Here is a 16,710-nt window from a genome sequence, read left to right as displayed (position 1 = left end):
GGGCCGCCCCAGCGTTCGCCCGGGCCCGGGCCCGACGCCACCGACGTGACCGGGCCGGCGCGGCCGGCGACCCGTACGAGTGCGCCCCGCATGCCGATCGGCCGGGCGCACTACGGGGGCGCGAGGGGCTCACGGGATCGTCCGGCGGTGTGACCTTCGCCGCTCCTCGGGGAGGGGGTGTGCACATTGGTTACCCGCAAGTAGCATGGTCGGGTGAGCGGGCGCTCAGCAACGTATGCCGAACGCGCCCCCGCGCAGCAGTGCCATCCCGCACCTGGAGGAGAGCCAACGTGCCTCGTACCGTCAGGGACGTCGTCTTCGTCGACGGCGTCCGCACCCCGTTCGGCAAGGCGGGCCCGAAGGGCATCTACAACGAGACCCGCGCCGACGATCTCGTCGTGAAGGCGATCCGGGAGCTGCTGCGCCGCAACCCGGATCTGGACCCCAAGAAGATCGACGAGGTCGCCATCGCCGCGACCACGCAGATCGGCGACCAGGGCCTGACCCTGGGCCGCACGGCCGGCATCCTCGCGGGCCTCCCGCAGTCCGTCCCGGGCTACTCCATCGACCGCATGTGCGCCGGCGCGCTGACCGCCGTGACCGCCGTCGCGGGCGGTGTGGCCTTCGGTGCGTACGACGTCGCCCTCGCCGGCGGTGTCGAGCACATGGGCCGCCACCCCATGGGCGAGGGCGTGGACCCGAACCCGCGCTTCGTCTCGGAGAAGCTGGTCGACGAGTCCGCCCTGTTCATGGGCATGACCGCCGAGAACCTGCACGACCGGTACCCGACGATCACCAAGCTCCGCGCCGACGAGTACGCCGTGCGCTCGCAGGAGAAGGCCGCCAAGGCGTACGCCGACGGCAAGATCCAGCAGGACCTGGTCCCGATCTCGGTGCGCAACACCAACGAGGCGGCGGGCGAGACGGGCTGGGGCCTGGTCACCACCGACGAGCCGATGCGCCCGGGCACCACGCTGGAGAACCTGGCGAACCTGAAGACCCCGTTCCGTACGCACGGCCGGGTCACCGCGGGCAACGCCGCCGGTCTCAACGACGGTGCCACCGCCGCGATCATCGCGTCCGAGGACTTCGCCCGCGAGAACAACCTCCCGGTCAAGATGCGCCTCGTCTCCTACTCCTTCGCGGGTGTCGAGCCGGAGGTCATGGGCTACGGCCCGATCCCGGCCACCGAGAAGGCCCTGGCCCAGGCCGGTCTGACGATCGACGACATCGGTCTGTTCGAGATCAACGAGGCCTTCGCCGTGCAGGTGCTGGCCTTCCTGGAGCACTACGGCATCGCCGACGACGACGCCCGCGTGAACCAGTACGGCGGCGCCATCGCCTTCGGCCACCCGCTGGCCTCCTCCGGCGTGCGCCTGATGACGCAGCTGGCCCGCCAGTTCGAGGAGCAGCCGCACGTCCGCTACGGCCTGACCACCATGTGCGTGGGCTTCGGCATGGGCGCCACGGTCATCTGGGAGAACCCGAACTTCAACGCCGAGGGAGACTCCAAGTGAGCACCACCGCTGAGCTCCTGAAGGGCGCGGCCGAGCTGTTCCCGGACGAGGTCGTCACGTCCGCGCACGTCCGCCACCTGGACCTGCCGTTCGGCGCCGGGCGCTTCGCGCTCATCACGCTGGACAACGGCTTCGACCACACCAAGCCGACCACCTTCGGCCCGCAGTCCCTCGCCAACCTGAACGCGGCGATCGACCAGGTCGAGCAGGAGGCCGCCGCCGGCACCATCGTCGGTGCGGGCATCACCGGCAAGCCGTTCATCTTCGCGGTCGGCGCCGACCTCAAGGGCGTCGAGCTGCTGAAGAAGCACGACGAGGCGCTCGCCATCGGCAAGGGCGGCCACGACGTCTTCAAGCGCCTCTCGGCGCTGGCCGTCCCGACCTTCGCGTACTACAACGGCGCGGCGATGGGCGGCGGCGTCGAGGTCGGTCTGCACTGCAGCTACCGCACCGTGTCCAAGGCCATCCCGGCCTTCTCGCTGCCCGAGGTCTTCCTCGGCCTGGTTCCCGGCTGGGGCGGCTGCGCCATCCTGCCGAACCTGATCGGCGCCGAGCGCGCGGTCTCGGTCATCATCGAGAACTCGCTGAACCAGAACCGGCAGCTGGGGGGCAAGCAGGTCTTCGAGCTCGGTATCGCCGACGCGATCTTCGAGGGCGCGGACTTCCTGGAGCAGTCGCTCCTGTGGACCGCGAACGTCCTGAACGGCACCACCGAGGTCGTCCGCGCCGAGATCGACCGCGGCGAGGCCTGGGACGCGGCCGTCGCCAAGGGCCGCTTCATCGCGGACTCCAAGGTGCACGGCGCCGCCCCGGCCGCCTACCGCGCGCTGGACATCATCGCCGCTGCCAAGGACGGTGACCTCCAGGCCGGCTTCGACGCCGAGGACACGGCCCTGGCCGACCTCATCATGGGCGGCGAACTGCGCTCGGGCATCTACGCCTTCAACCTGGTCCAGAAGCGCGCCAAGCGCCCGGCCGGCGCCCCGGACAAGTCCCTGGCCCGCCCGGTCACCAAGGTCGGCGTCGTCGGCGCGGGCCTGATGGCCTCGCAGCTGGCGCTGCTGTTCCTGCGCCGCCTGGAGGTGCCGGTGGTCCTCACCGACATCGACCAGGAGCGCGTGGACAAGGGCGTCGGCTACGTCCACGCCGAGATCCAGAAGCTGCTCGGCAAGGGCCGCATCAACCAGGACAAGGCCAACCGCCTGACCGCCCTGGTGAGCGGTGTCCTGGACAAGGCCGAGGGCTTCGCGGACGCGGACTTCATCATCGAGGCCGTGTTCGAGGAGATGTCCGTCAAGCAGAAGGTGTTCGCCGAGGTCGAGGCGGTCGCCCCGGCGCACGCGATCCTCGCCACCAACACCTCCTCGCTGTCGGTGTCGGAGATGGCCTCCAAGCTCCGCAACCCGGAGCGCGTGGTCGGCTTCCACTTCTTCAACCCGGTCGCGATCCTCCCGCTGCTGGAGATCGTGCGCGGCGAGCAGACCGACGACGCCTCGCTGGCCACGGCCTTCGGTGTCGCCAAGAAGCTGAAGAAGACCGCGGTGCTCACCAAGGACGCCCCGGCGTTCGTCGTGAACCGCATCCTGACCCGCTTCATGGGCGAGATCCAGAACGTCATCGAAGAGGGCACCCCGGTCGCCACGGCGGAGAAGGCCATCGAGCCGCTCGGCCTGCCGATGTCCCCGCTGGTGCTGCTGGAGCTCGTGGGCCCGGCGATCGGCCTGCACGTCTCGGAGACCCTGAACCGCTCCTTCCCGGAGCGCTTCACCGTCTCGCCGAACCTCAAGCGCGTGGTCGAGGCGGGCAAGCGCGGCTTCTACGTCTACGATTCCGGCAAGCCGGAGCTGGACCCCGAGGTCGCCGCGCTCCTGGTCCAGGGCGACTCCGTCCTGACCGAGGAGCAGGTCCGGATCCGTGTCCTGGACGCGGTGGCGCAGGAGATCGGCCTGATGCTGGAGGAGGGTGTCGTGGCCGAGGCCCAGGACATCGACCTCTGCCTCATCACCGGCGCCGGCTGGCCCTTCCACCTGGGCGGCATCACGCCGTACCTGGACCGTGAGGGCGTCTCGGAGCGGGTGAACGGCAAGAAGTTCCTCGCCCCCGGCATCGCGAGCGTCCCGGCCTAGTCCGGACCGCAGGCGGCTGTTCGACAGCCGGGGCCCGCTCCCTCCGGGGAGCGGGCCTCGGCCGTTCGAATACCTGTCTAAGATTCACCCCCATGACGGAAACGCACGCGCGGCCCGGGCGCCGCCGACGCCGCATTCTGCGGATCACCCTGCTGCTGGTCGCCGTGCTGATCCTGGGCGCGGCCGGAGCCGGCTGGTGGACCTACAGCCACCTCAACGGCAACATCGACAGCGTCGACCTGGACCAGGCGATCGGGGACAACCGGCCCGCCAAGGTGGCCGCGAACGCGCAGAACATCCTGGTGCTCGGCTCCGACTCGCGGGCCGGGGCCAACGGCGACCTCGACCACGGATCGGTCAGCGGGGCCCGCTCGGACACCGCGATGCTGGTGCACATACCCGAGGGCCGGGCCAGGGCCACCGCGGTGAGCATCCCCCGCGACACCCTGATCACCCGGCCCGAGTGCAAGGACCGCGACGGCAAGTCGGTGCCGTCCGCGAAGCGGGTCATGTTCAACTCCGTCTACGCGCTGGCCGGCCCGGCCTGCGTGGTCAACACCGTCGAGCAGATGTCCGGTGTGCGTGTGGACCACTTCGTCGAGGTGGACTTCGCCGGCTTCAAGGGCCTGGTGGACGCCCTGGGCGGGGTCACCGTCACCCTGGACAAGCCGATGAGCGGCGCCAAGGGCGGTCTGAAGCTCGACGCCGGTACGCACCGGCTGAACGGCACCGACTCGCTGAAGTTCGTCCGTACCCGGTACGGCTACGGCGACGGCAGCGACCTCGGACGCATAGGCCTGCAGCAGCAGTTCATGCTGGCGATGCTGGCGGAGATCAAGAAGCAGGACGCGCTCGGCAACCCGGCGCGGCTCTACAAGCTCGCGGACGCCGGCACCAAGTCGCTGACCACCGACTCCGATCTGGCCTCGCTGACCGCGCTGTCGGACTTCGCGCAGAGCATGAAGGGCGTCGACCCGGAGACGATGGAGACCATCATGCTGCCGGTCGCCTACGACAAGGTGGATCCCAACCGTGTGGTGGTGGCCGAGCCGCAGGCCACCCAGCTGTGGGACGCCCTGCGCAAGGACGAGAAGGTTCCCGCCTCCGCGAAGGAGTCCCCCGCCAAGGGCTGACGGGACCCCTGGGCGGACACGGAGCCGGCTGTACGGGTGAACCCGTACGGCCGGCTCCGGCGTTCGCGCGTCCGCGCCGTATGGCGTAACCGCGCGGTCAGTACGTGGCGTCCGCGCCGACCTTCCCGAGACGGCTGTGCTGGCGTCCGTAGAGGAAGTAGACGACGACGCCGATGGCCATCCAGATGCCGAAGCGCAGCCAGGTCTCGGCCGGCAGGTTGAGCATCAGCCACAGCGAGGCCGCGATCGACAGGATCGGGATGAACGGCACCCACGGGGTCCGGAAGGACCGGTGCAGGTCGGGGCGGGTCCGGCGCAGGACGATCACGCCGAGCGCGACCACCACGAAGGCGAACAGGGTGCCGATGTTGACCAGTTCCGCGAGGCTCTCCAGGCTGGTGAAGCCCGCGACGATCGCGATGATCCCGCCGAGCAGGACGGTCGCCCGGTAGGGGGTGCGGTACTTCGGGTGGGTCACGGAGAAGACCCGGGGCAGCAGTCCGTCACGGCTCATGGCGAAGAACACGCGGGTCTGGCCGAGCAGCAGGATCATGCAGACCGTGATCAGGCCGACGGACGCTCCGAGACTGATGGCGCCCGAGAAGAACGGCTGGTTGACCGATTTGAAGGCCTCGGCGAGCGGCGCGGTCGGCGACATCTCCGAGTACTTCTGCATGCCGGTGACCACGAGGGTCACCGCGACGTAGAGCACGGTGCAGATGAGCAGCGAGCCCAGGATGCCGCGCGGCATGTCCCGCTGGGGGTTCTTGGTCTCCTCGGCAGCCGTCGCCACGACGTCGAAGCCGATGAAGGCGAAGAAGATGAGCGAGGCCGCCGTGAAGATGCCCATCACGCCGAAGTTGGTGGGCTCGTAGCCGAACAGCAGCTGGACCAGTGGCGCGTGCCAGCCGCTGACGCCCTCGGCCTGGGGCTGGGCCGGCGGGATGAAGGGCGAGTAGTTGTCGGCCTTGATGAAGAACAGGCCGGCGATGATGACCAGCAGCACGACGGTCACCTTGATGGCGACGACGACCGCGGTGATGCGCGCGGAGAGCTTCGTCCCGACGACCAGGATCCACGTCAGCACCAGGACCAGCAGGAAGGCCAGCAGGTCGAAGTGGCCGCCGGCATCGGGGCCGGACAGGGAGGTCGGCAGGGTCCAGCCCAGGTTGGTGTCCATGAGGTGGCGCACGTAGCCGGACCAGCCGACGGCGACCACCGCGGTGCCGAGCGCGAACTCGAGCACCAGGTCCCAGCCGATGATCCAGGCGGGCAGCTCGCCGATGGAGGCGTAGCTGAAGGTGTACGCCGATCCGGCCACCGGCACGGTGGACGCGAACTCGGCGTAGCAGAGCGCCGCGAGGGCGCAGACGATGCCCGCTGCCACGAAGGCGAGGGCGGTGGCGGGTCCGGCGTTGTTCCGGGCCGCGATGCCCGTCAGGACGAAGATGCCGGTGCCGATGATGACACCCACACCGAACACCGTCAGGTCCCAGGCGGAGAGCGACTTGCGGAGCGCGTGTTCCGGCTCCTCCGTGTCGCGGATGGACTGCTCCACCGTCTTGGTGCGGAAGGGGCTGTTCATATCCCTACTCACCGACGCACCTCCGAACAGGTGTCGACGCACGCGAACGGGCCGGGAGGCCCACTTCTCAAGAGTGATCTCCCGGCCCGTGACGTGCAACCGCGCGACGACCCAGCGTCAGTCGACGGTGGCGGCCGGCTCGCTGTCGTAGCGGCCGTCCAGCTTGGCGACCAGGCCGGTGACCTGCCGGGCGATGTCCGGTGCGGTCAGACCGATCTCGGCCAGGATCTCCTTGCGGAGGGCGTGGTCGAGGAAGCGCTGCGGGATGCCGAAGTCGCGCAGGGGTACGTCGACGCCCGCGTCCCGCAGGGCCTGCGAGACGGCGGAGCCCACGCCGCCGGCGCGGCCGTTGTCCTCGACGGTGACGACGACGCGGTGCCGGTCCGCGAGCGGGGCCAGGGCCTCGTCCACGGGCTTGACCCAGCGGGGGTCGACGACGGTCGTGGAGATGCCCTGCTTGTCGAGCAGGTCGGCGATGTCCAGGCACATCGGGGCGAGTGCGCCGACCGAGACGAGCAGTACGTCCGGCCGGGTGACCTCGGCGCGCGGGGCGCGCAGGACGTCCATGCCGCCGATGCGGCCGACGGCCGGTACGGCCGGGCCGACGACGCCCTTGGAGAACCGGACCACGGTCGGGGCGTCCTTGACCTCGACGGCCTCGCGGAGCTGGGCGCGCAGTTGCTCGGCGTCGCGGGGTGCGGCGAGGCGCAGGCCGGGGACGACCTGGAGGATGGACATGTCCCACATGCCGTTGTGGGAGGCGCCGTCGTCGCCAGTCACGCCGGCCCGGTCCAGGACGAAGGTGACACCGCACTTGTGCAGGGCGACGTCCATCAGGACCTGGTCGAAGGCGCGGTTGAGGAAGGTGGCGTACACCGCGAAGACGGGGTGGACGCCGCCGGTGGCCAGGCCCGCCGCCGAGGTGGCGCCGTGCTGCTCGGCGATGCCGACGTCGTAGATGCGGTCCGGGAAGGCCTCGGCGAACTTGTTCAGGCCGACCGGGTGGAGCATGGCGGCGGTGATGCCGACGATGTCCTCGCGCTCGTGGCCGATCTTGACCATCTCGTCGGCGAAGACGGAGGTCCAGCTGGCGGCCGCGGTCTTGACCGGCAGGCCGGTGTCCGGGTGGATCACGCCGACCGCGTGGAAGCGGTCCGCCTCGTGTTCGAGGGCCGGGGTGTAGCCGCGGCCCTTCTGGGTGAGGCAGTGGACGATGACCGGGCCGCTGAAGCGCTTGGCGCGCTGCAGGGCGGACTCCAGGGCCTCGATGTCGTGGCCGTCGATGGGGCCGATGTACTTCAGGCCGAGGTCCTCGAACATGCCCTGCGGGGCGATGAAGTCCTTCAGGCCCTTCTTGGCGCCGTGCAGGGTCTCGAAGAGCGGCTTGCCGACGACCGGGGTGCGCTCCAGGAGCTCCTTGCCGCGGGCGAGGAAGCGCTCGTAGCCGTCCGTGGTGCGCAGGGTCGCCAGGTGGTTGGCGAGGCCGCCGATGGTGGGGCCGTAGGAGCGCTCGTTGTCGTTGACGACGATGACGAGCGGGCGGTCCTTGGCGGCGGCGATGTTGTTGAGCGCCTCCCAGGCCATGCCGCCGGTCAGCGCGCCGTCGCCGATGACGGCGGCGACGTGGTGGTCCTCGCGGCCCAGCACCTCGTTGGCCTTGGCCAGGCCGTCGGCCCAGCCGAGCACGGTGGAGGCGTGCGAGTTCTCGATCACGTCGTGCTCGGACTCGGCGCGCGAGGGGTAGCCGGACAGGCCGTTCTTGGTGCGCAGGCCGGCGAAGTCCTGGCGGCCCGTGAGCAGCTTGTGGACGTAGGCCTGGTGGCCGGTGTCGAAGAGGACCTTGTCCTTGGGCGATTCGAAGACCCGGTGCAGGGCGATCGTCAGTTCGACCACGCCGAGGTTGGGGCCGAGGTGCCCGCCGGTCTTGGAGACGGCGTCGACGAGGAAGGACCTGATCTCTGCGGCGAGCTGGATCAGCTCCTCCTGGCTGAGCCGGTCCAGATCGCGCGGTCCCTTGATGCGGGTCAGCAGCACCCGTGCCTCCTTGCAGTTGCTTGCTGGTCTGTCGAGTCTAATGTTCCGCTCGCGGGCGCGGTCATCGGGCCGCCCCGGCGGAGTCACAGCTTTGTCATACATGTGCACGCCGCCGCCCGGCCACACATCACATACGGGCGTATACCCGCACAGGAGTACCCGCCTTTGTACGCACGGATGCCCGGCGCCACACGAGGTGGCGCCGGGCACTGTGACCGTTCTTACCGCCGCGATGCGCTCCGGCGGGCGGTCGGACGCGCGGTCAGGCGCGTCCGGCCGTCTTCTGGGTCTTGCGGGTGACCGAGTCGATCACCACGGTGGCCAGCAGGACCGCGCCGGTGATCATGTACTGGATCGGCGTCGCGATGCCCTCCAGGGCCAGACCGTACTGGATCGAGACGATGACCATGACGCCGAGGAGGGCGTTCCAGGTCCGGCCGCGGCCGCCGAAGAGGCTGGTGCCGCCGATGACGGCCGCCGCGATCACGTTCATCAGCAGGTCGCCGGCGCCGGCGCTCTGGTTGGCCGCCGCGATCTTGGAGGCCCAGAACAGGCCGCCGATGGCGGCGAAGGTGCTGGAGATCGCGAAGACCGTGATCCGGATCCGGGTGACGTTGATGCCCGCACGGCGGGAGGCCTCGACGCTGCCACCCAGTGCGAAAACGTTTCGCCCGAAGGTCGTGCGGCGCAGCAGGAAGTCCGTGACGACCAGGGCCAGCAGGAAGAGCACCACCGCGAGCGGCAGGCCCTTGTACTGGTTGAACAGCACGGCGGGGCCGAAGGTGCACAGCGCGAGCAGGCCGGTGCGCAGCAGGATCTCGGCGAGCGGCCGGGAGGGCATCCCGGCGGCCTCGCGGCGCCTGGCGTCGAGGAAGGCCGCGAGGAAGTAGCCGGCCACCGCGAGCGCCGCCAGCCCGTAGGCGACGGCCACGTCCGAGAAGAAGTACGTGGTCAGCTGGCCGACCACGCCGTCGGAGTCGATGTTGATCGTGCCGTTGCTGCCGAGGATCTGCAGCATCGCGCCCAGCCAGAAGAGCAGGCCCGACAGGGTGACCGCGAAGGCCGGGGCGCCCACCTTGGCGAAGAAGAAGCCGTGGATGGAGCCGATCAGGGCGCCGCCGACGATGGCCGCGAGGATGGCCAGCCACTCGTTCACGCCGTGGGTGACGGCGAGGACGGCGACGATGGCGCCCGAGACACCGCTGACCGAGCCGACCGAGAGGTCGATCTCACCGAGGAGCAGCACGAAGATGATGCCGATGGCGATCATGCCGGTGCCGGTCATCGTGATCGCGATGTTGCTGAGGTTCTCCGGGGAGAGGAAGTTCGAGTTCAACCCCTGGAAGATGGACCAGATGACGATGAGACCGATGACGACCGGGAGGGAGCCCAGGTCGCCGGCCTTCATCTTGCGCTTGAACTCGCCCACGTAGCCGGCGAGGCCTTCCTCGCGGACGAGCAGGCGGGGGTCCACGGCCGGGATCGCGTCGTGCGCGGCCGCCGGGTTGACCGGGTCGATGTGCTCGTGCGCGGCGGCGCCCTTGTCCAGTGGATCGGTGGCAGGGTTCTGGGTGCTCACTTGCCGGCCTCCGAGGTGCGGGCCGCCCGGCGGGTCACGGCGTTGTCCGTGGCACCGGTGATGGCGGAGATGATCTCTTCCTGCGAGGTGTCGGCGACGTTGAAGACACCGTTGTTGCGGCCCAGCCGCAGGACCGCCACCTTGTCGGCGACGGCCTTCACATCGGCCATGTTGTGGCTGATGAGGATGACGGCGTGGCCGCGCTCGCGCAGCCGCTCCACCAGGTCGAGCACCTGTGCGGTCTGCTCGACGCCGAGGGCTGCGGTGGGCTCGTCGAGGATGACGAGCTGGGGCTCGCCCAGCATGGAACGGGCGATCGCCACGGTCTGGCGCTGACCGCCCGACAGCGAGGCGATGGGGATCCGGACGCTGGGGATCCGGATGGACAGGGTGGTCAGGAGCTCGCGGGCGCGCCGCTCCATCTCCACCTCGTCGAGGACGCCGAACTTCTTGAGCTCTCGGCCGAGGAAGAGGTTGCCGACGACATCGATGTTGTCGCACAGCGCCAGGTCCTGGTAGACCGTCGCGATGCCCAGGTTCTGGGCGTCGTGGGGCTTGCCGATGGAGACCGGGCGCCCCTCCCACTCGATGACGCCTTCATCGATGGGGTGCACGCCGGCGATCGTCTTGACCAGCGTGGACTTACCGGCACCGTTGTCGCCCACGAGGGCGACCACTTCACCGGAGTGGATCTCGAGTTCTACGTCGGTGAGGGCCTGAACGGCGCCGAACCGCTTCGAGACCCCTCGCAACGCCAGCACGGGCGCAGCGGACACATGAACCATCTCCTTCGCCGCCTGACCGGCGGGGATGTCGTGCAAAAGAGCAGGAGCGGGACGAATAGGGGAGGAACGTTTCTGCCCGGCGCCCCGCCCGGTGGCGGGGATGGAGGGGAGGGGCGCCGGTCAGGCACGGGGGCCGCCTCTCGGGGAGGCGGTGGGGGCCGCTACTTCAGGCCGATGGCGGCGCAGGCGGCCGCGTACTTCTCGGTGCAGATCTCGTCGACCGTGTAGACGCCGTCCTTGACGACGGTGTCCTTGATGTTGGCCTTGGTCAGCGAGACGACCGGGATCAGGACGGCTGCGACGCCCTTGGTGGTGGGGCTGTCGACCGTGGAGGTGCTGCCTTCGGCCTTCCCGCCCTTGGCGAGGGCGACGGCCATCTTCGCGGCGGCCTCGGCCTCGGGGGCGTACGGCTTGTAGACGCTCATGAACTGCTCGCCCGCGACGATGCGCTGCACGCCGGCGAGTTCGGCGTCCTGGCCGGTGACCGGGGGCAGCGGGGAGACGCCGGCGGCCTTGAGGGCGGTGATGATGCCGCCGGCCATGCCGTCGTTGGCGGAGTAGACGCCGACGACCTTGTCCTTGCCGAGCGCGGAGAGCGCGGCCGCCATGTTGGTGTTGGCGTTCTCCGGCTTCCACTCGACGGTGTCGTACTCCTTGCCGATGTTCACCTTGCCGTCGAGCTCGGAGTGGGCGCCGGCCTTGAAGAGCTTGGCGTTCGGGTCGGTGACCGAACCGTTCATCATGACGATCTGGCCGTCCTTGGCCTTGTCGCCCAGCGCCTCGAGCAGGGCCTTGCCCTGGACCTTGCCGACCTCTTCGTTGTCGAAGGAGGTGTAGGCGTCGATCGGGCCCTCGGCCAGGCGGTCGTAGGCCACGACCGGGATGCCGGCGTCCTTGGCCTTCTTGACCGAGCCGGCGATGGCCTTGGAGTCCACCGCGTCGATGATCAGGACGTCCACCTTGTTGGTGATCATCGTGTCGACCTGGGAGTTCTGCGTGGTCGCGTCCTGCTTGGCGTTGGCGTAGACGACCTCGCCCTTGCCGCCGGTGAGCTCGGCGACCTTCTTCTCGATGAGCGGCTTGTCGAACTTCTCGTACCGCGCGGTCTGGTTCTCCGGCAGGAGCAGACCGACCTTGATCGCGTCGCCCTTGGCCGCGCCGGAGGACTCCTTCGTCTTGTCGCCGGCCTCCTTGGCGCTGCCACAAGCGGCAAGGGAAACGGCCATGGCGCCGGCGGCAACGGCTACGGCGGCTCTGCGCATACGCGTGTTCATTACTTGAACCTCCCTGACGAGGCCGCTACGCCGCGGCCGAGGTGGATGTGAGTCAACCCCGGCCGCGTTTTGCCGTCAAGGAGTGAATTCTTAACGAGATGACAACGGTGCCATTCGTTATCTACCTGAAGGCAAGACGACTGGAGCGCGCACTCCACTTCCATGATCTGACAAAAGTGTCGAATCGCCCATCTCGCTCAGCACGAGGGCCAGTGCGCCCAGCACCTCGGCCCGGCCGCCCAGGGACCCCGTCAGCACCGACAACTGCCGCGCCGCGCTGGGAATCGCATACCTCCCCACTGATTCACGGATGGGGGCGAGGACCAGTTCACCCGCCTCCGCCAGTGAGCCGCCCAGCACCACCCGGCTGGGGTTCAGCAGGTTGCACAGGCTGGCCACCCCGCTGCCGATGTGGCGGCCGACGTCGGTGATCACCCGGCGGCAGCCGGGGTCCCCGTCGCGGGCCAGCTCCACCACCCGCTCCATCGTCAGCTCCGGCCCGTGCGTGCCCTGGAGCAGCGGCAGGACGTACCGGGCCGCGGCGAAGGTCTCCAGGCAGCCGCGGTTGCCGCAGCGGCAGACCGGGCCCGACTCGTCCAGGGTGATGTGCCCGATCTCGCCCGCCGTGCCGCCCGGGCCGCGGTAGATCTGGCCGTTGATCACCAGGCCGGCGCCGACACCGCTGGCCACCTTGATGTAGGCCAGGTCCTTCACTCCCCGGCCACTGCCCCAAACGAGTTCACCGAGGGCGCCGAGGTTGGCGTCGTTGTCCACGTAGACGGGCACGCCGAGGCGCTGCGAGAGCTCCTGGCGCGGATTGATCCCCGCCCAGCCCGGCAGGATCGCGGTCGAGCCCAGGGTCCCGGACTCCACGTCGATCGGGCCGGGGACGCCGAGACCGACGCCGATGACCTTGTCGAGCCCGACTTCTATGCCCGCGATCAGGCGCCCGACCAGCGCTTCCGCCCGGTCGAAGCCGTCCGCCCAGGAGGCGTCGACGTCCAGCGGTTCGGACTCCTCGGCCAGCACCTGGTGGGCGAGGTTGCCGACGGCCACCCGCAGGTGGGTGTGGCCGAAGTCGACGCCGATCACGATGCCCGCGTCACCGCTGAGCGACACGCTCCGTGCCCGCCGGCCGCCGGCCGAGGTGTCGGTGACCTCGACCGTCCCGCCGTCCTTCAGCTCCCGGACGATGTTGGAGACCGTGGCCGCCGACAGTCCGGTGGTACGGGCGATCTCCGCCTGGGTCAGCGACCCCGCGAGCCGCACCGCCCGTACGACCCGTTCGAGATTCGCGCGGTGCAGTGACGACTGCGATCCGGGAGTCTGCACGACTCATCCACTCCTGCCCATTAGCGACGGCCAGCCGTCGCCCCCCGGCCGGGACACATCTCGGCTTCGCGCTCCGAGACCCCGGCGTCTCTCCAACTTGTGAACCTTAAGTCGAGCCTTTGCGCATCCGCACGTCAAGAGGCTGACACGACATGAAACGGGCCTATCGGCCGAAAGGGGGAGGGAGCGGCCCACCGGATCGTGTTACGGTCGCTGAGGCGCCGGTCCTCTGCGGCCTTTCCGGCCGGACCGGGCGCCAGCCATGTCAGCGCGACGCGAGGAGGTGTTCGGGATGAGTCCCGATCGAAGTCCTCGCAGCGCTCTTCGCGGCTGACCCGCCGAACGGCTGATCGGCCGACCTCTCCATGAGTGCGCACGGCAGCGGTGCCCCGCTGTTCCCGTGCGCTGCTGCGCGCCTCTCGCGTTCCCTTCTTCTGGTACGACCGGACGGCTCCGTCCGGCGTGCGCCATCCCTGTCCGTCGGTATCGGCGACGGCCCGCGCGGCCGCCGCACGCCGACTCCTGATCACTCCACGTGACCGTTCGGCTTCGTGCTGCCCGGAAACGTGGAAGGAGGTATGTGCCATGACCATGCTCACCCCGCGCACTCCGACCACGCTCGCGCCGCCGGGCCGGTCCCGCCGCGAGCGCAAGGCCGCCGAGCTCGCATCCCGCACCCGGCTCGCCGGCGAGCGCCTCGCCGGCATCAGCGCCGCCCCCGGCGTGCGGGCCCTGCAGTCCGTGGACGCGTCCCCGAGCGGCCTCACCCACGCCGAGGCCGCGCTGCGCCTGGAGCGCCACGGCGCCAACGCCGTCGCCCAGGAGCGCGCCCCGCGCTGGTACGTCCAGCTCGCGAAAGCCTTCCGGAACCCCTTCATCGCCGTTCTGGTCTTCCTCGCCGCCGTCATGTACTGGCAGGACCCCGCCGACCCGGGCGTCGTCATCCTCTCCGTGATGGTGGGGATCAGCGGGCTGCTGCGGTTCTGGCAGGAGTACCGCTCCGGCCGCGCCGCCGAGGCCCTGAAGCAGCTGGTCACCACCACCTGCGCGGTCCAGCGCCGGGCCGGCAGCGGCTGCGCCCCCACCACCTTCGAGGTGCCCATGGACCAGGTGGTCCCCGGCGACGTGGTCAAGCTGGCCGCCGGCGACCTGATCCCGGCCGACCTGCGGCTGCTCACCGCCAAGGACCTGATGATCAGCCAGGCCGCGCTCTCCGGCGAGTCCCTGCCGGTGGCCAAGGCCGACACCCGCACGCAGGATCTCGGCCAGCAGGCCACCACCGACCCGGTCGAGGCCGACAACCTGGCCCTGATGGGGACCTCGGTCACCTCCGGCACCGCCACCGGGGTCGTCGTCGCCACCGGCTCCGACAGCTATTTCGGCTCGATGGCCGGCTCGCTGGTCGGCGAGCGCCCGCAGACCAGCTTCGACACCGGTGTGCGCAGGGTCAGCTTCCTGCTGATCCGCTTCATGCTGGTCATGGTCCCCGTCGTCTTCATGATCAACGGGCTGACGAAGGGCGACTGGGACGAGGCCTTCCTCTTCGGCATCGCCGTCGCCGTCGGCCTGACCCCCGAGATGCTCCCGATGGTGGTCTCCGCCAACCTGGCGCGCGGCGCGGTCGCGATGTCCCGGCACAAGGTGGTCGTCAAGCGGCTGGGCGCGATCCAGGACCTGGGCGCGATGGACGTGCTCTGCACCGACAAGACCGGCACCCTCACCGAGGACCGCATCGTCCTGGACCGCTACCTGGACGTGCACGGCGACGAGGACGGCGAGGTCCTGGAGTACGGCTACCTCAACGCGCACTTCCAGACCGGCCTGCGCAACCTGATGGACCAGGCGGTCATCGACCGTGTGGGCGAGGCCGAGGAGGTTGTCGTCGACGCACGGTTCTCGATGGTCGACGAGATCCCCTTCGACTTCGCCCGGCGCCGGATGTCCGTGGTACTGGCCCGCAACCCGCTCGCGGACGGCTCCGCACCCGGCGAACACGTCATGGTCACCAAGGGCGCGGTCGAAGAGGTCCTGGCCCTCTGCACGCACATGGCCGACCGCGGCGAGAGGGTGGAGCTGACCGGGCAGCTGCGCCGGCACGCCACCCGGATCGCCGAGGACAACAACCGGAAGGGCCTGCGGGTCCTCGCCGTCGCCACCCGCACGCTCGACTCCCCGCGCGAGACCTACTCCGTGGCCGACGAGGACGGGCTGACCCTGGTCGGCTTCCTCGCCTTCCTCGACCCGCCGAAGGCCGACGCCGCCCGGGCCCTGGAGGGCCTCGCCGACAAGGGCATCGCGGTGAAGGTCGTCACCGGCGACAACGACCTCGTCGCCGCCCGGGTCTGCGCGGACGTCGGCATCGACGTGGCCACCGTGGTCCTCGGCCCCGACACCGACGCCCTCGACGACACCGAGCTGCGCGCGCTGGCCGCCCGTACGACGGTCTTCGCCAAGGTCAACCCGGTCCAGAAGGCCAGGATCGTCCGGGCCCTCCAGGCCGACGGGCACACCGTCGGCTTCCTCGGCGACGGCATCAACGACGCGGCCGCGCTGCGCGACGCCGACGTCGGCATCTCCGTGGACACCGCCGTCGACATCGCCAAGGAGTCCGCGGACGTCATCCTGCTGGAGAAGGACCTCACCGTCCTGGAGCAGGGCGTCCTCCAGGGCCGGACCACCTTCGGCAACACGATCAAGTACATCAAGATGACGGCGTCCTCGAACTTCGGCAACGTCTTCTCGGTCCTGGTCGCGAGCGCCTTCATCCCCTTCCAGCCGATGCTCGCCATCATGCTGCTGGTCCAGAACCTGGTCTACGACATCGCCCAGCTGGCGACCCCCTGGGACCGGATGGACGAGGAGTACCTGCGCAAGCCCCGCAACTGGGACGCCAAGGGCATCGGCCGCTTCATGCTCACCATCGGCCCGATCAGCTCGATCTTCGACATCGCGATGTTCCTGATCATGTGGCACGTCTTCGCCGCGAACAGCGAGGCGAGCCAGTCCCTCTTCCAGTCGGGCTGGTTCGTCGAGGGCCTGCTCTCGCAGACCCTGGTCGTCCACATGATCCGCACCCGGAAGATCCCGTTCCTCCAGTCCCGCGCCTCCTGGCCGGTGATGGCCATGACCGTCCTCGCGGTACTGACCGGCCTCTGGCTGCCGTTCTCGCCGCTGGCCCCCTCGCTGGGCTTCGTCGCCCTGCCCGCGGGCTACTTCCCGTGGCTGATCGGCGTGCTGCTCGCATACTGCACGCTCACCCAGCTCGTGAAGACCTGGTACATCCGCCGCTTCGGCACCTGGCTGTAGGAGCCGGGGCCGGGCGCCCGAGGTGGCGGTCGGCGGCCT

Annotated in this window: 10 protein-coding genes; 4 read left to right on the top strand and 6 right to left on the bottom strand. The window is 69.8% G+C overall.

The window, feature by feature from the left end; translation table 11 throughout:
- The first annotated feature begins 290 nt into the window (after nucleotides 1–290).
- From AVW11_RS08105 to AVW11_RS08095, 3 genes are all read left to right on the top strand, one after another.
- Nucleotides 291–1,517, top strand: a complete 1,227-nt coding sequence (locus AVW11_RS08105; RefSeq protein WP_030847655.1) for a thiolase family protein — start codon at nucleotides 291–293, stop codon at nucleotides 1,515–1,517.
- On the top strand, nucleotides 1,514–3,643 hold the full coding sequence (locus AVW11_RS08100; RefSeq protein ID WP_076043628.1) for a 3-hydroxyacyl-CoA dehydrogenase NAD-binding domain-containing protein: 2,130 nt from the start codon (nucleotides 1,514–1,516) through the stop codon (nucleotides 3,641–3,643). Before AVW11_RS08105 ends, AVW11_RS08100 begins: the two co-directional genes overlap by 4 nt.
- Nucleotides 3,644–3,735: 92 nt before the next feature.
- Nucleotides 3,736–4,776 (top strand): LCP family protein, encoded by a 1,041-nt coding sequence (locus tag AVW11_RS08095; RefSeq protein WP_060179838.1) that lies wholly within the window; start codon nucleotides 3,736–3,738, stop codon nucleotides 4,774–4,776.
- A 97-nt stretch (nucleotides 4,777–4,873) separates the two neighbouring features.
- Here AVW11_RS08095 and AVW11_RS08090 read toward each other — a convergent pair whose 3' ends face one another.
- From AVW11_RS08090 to AVW11_RS08065, 6 genes are all read right to left on the bottom strand, one after another.
- Nucleotides 4,874–6,361, bottom strand: a complete 1,488-nt coding sequence (locus AVW11_RS08090) for an amino acid permease (protein WP_030847647.1) — start codon at nucleotides 6,359–6,361, stop codon at nucleotides 4,874–4,876.
- Between the two features lie 117 nt (nucleotides 6,362–6,478).
- On the bottom strand, nucleotides 6,479–8,395 hold the full coding sequence (gene dxs / locus AVW11_RS08085) for a 1-deoxy-D-xylulose-5-phosphate synthase (protein WP_030847644.1): 1,917 nt from the start codon (nucleotides 8,393–8,395) through the stop codon (nucleotides 6,479–6,481).
- Between the two features lie 262 nt (nucleotides 8,396–8,657).
- Nucleotides 8,658–9,944, bottom strand: coding sequence for a sugar ABC transporter permease (locus AVW11_RS08080; protein ID WP_030847639.1), 1,287 nt, complete (start codon nucleotides 9,942–9,944; stop codon nucleotides 8,658–8,660).
- Nucleotides 9,945–9,970: 26 nt separating this feature from the next.
- Nucleotides 9,971–10,759: an ATP-binding cassette domain-containing protein gene (locus AVW11_RS08075; protein WP_030847635.1), complete on the bottom strand. Its 789-nt coding sequence runs from the start codon at nucleotides 10,757–10,759 to the stop codon at nucleotides 9,971–9,973.
- Nucleotides 10,760–10,920: 161 nt separating this feature from the next.
- A complete protein-coding gene (locus tag AVW11_RS08070) occupies nucleotides 10,921–12,033 on the bottom strand; it encodes a sugar ABC transporter substrate-binding protein (RefSeq protein ID WP_060179839.1) in 1,113 nt (370 codons plus the stop codon).
- Between the two features lie 117 nt (nucleotides 12,034–12,150).
- A complete protein-coding gene (locus AVW11_RS08065; RefSeq protein WP_076043627.1) occupies nucleotides 12,151–13,365 on the bottom strand; it encodes an ROK family transcriptional regulator in 1,215 nt (404 codons plus the stop codon).
- Nucleotides 13,366–13,950: 585 nt separating this feature from the next.
- Here AVW11_RS08065 and mgtA point away from each other — a divergent pair.
- Complete coding sequence (mgtA, locus tag AVW11_RS08060; protein ID WP_107423250.1) at nucleotides 13,951–16,671, top strand: magnesium-translocating P-type ATPase; 2,721 nt, start codon at nucleotides 13,951–13,953, stop codon at nucleotides 16,669–16,671.
- Nucleotides 16,672–16,710: the final 39 nt, after the last annotated feature.

Origin of the sequence: Streptomyces amritsarensis, assembly GCF_001953875.1 — a bacterium.
Classification (GTDB): domain Bacteria; phylum Actinomycetota; class Actinomycetes; order Streptomycetales; family Streptomycetaceae; genus Streptomyces; species Streptomyces amritsarensis.
Note: the sequence above shows the minus strand (reverse complement) of the source record. Positions and strands in the feature narration are given on the sequence as shown.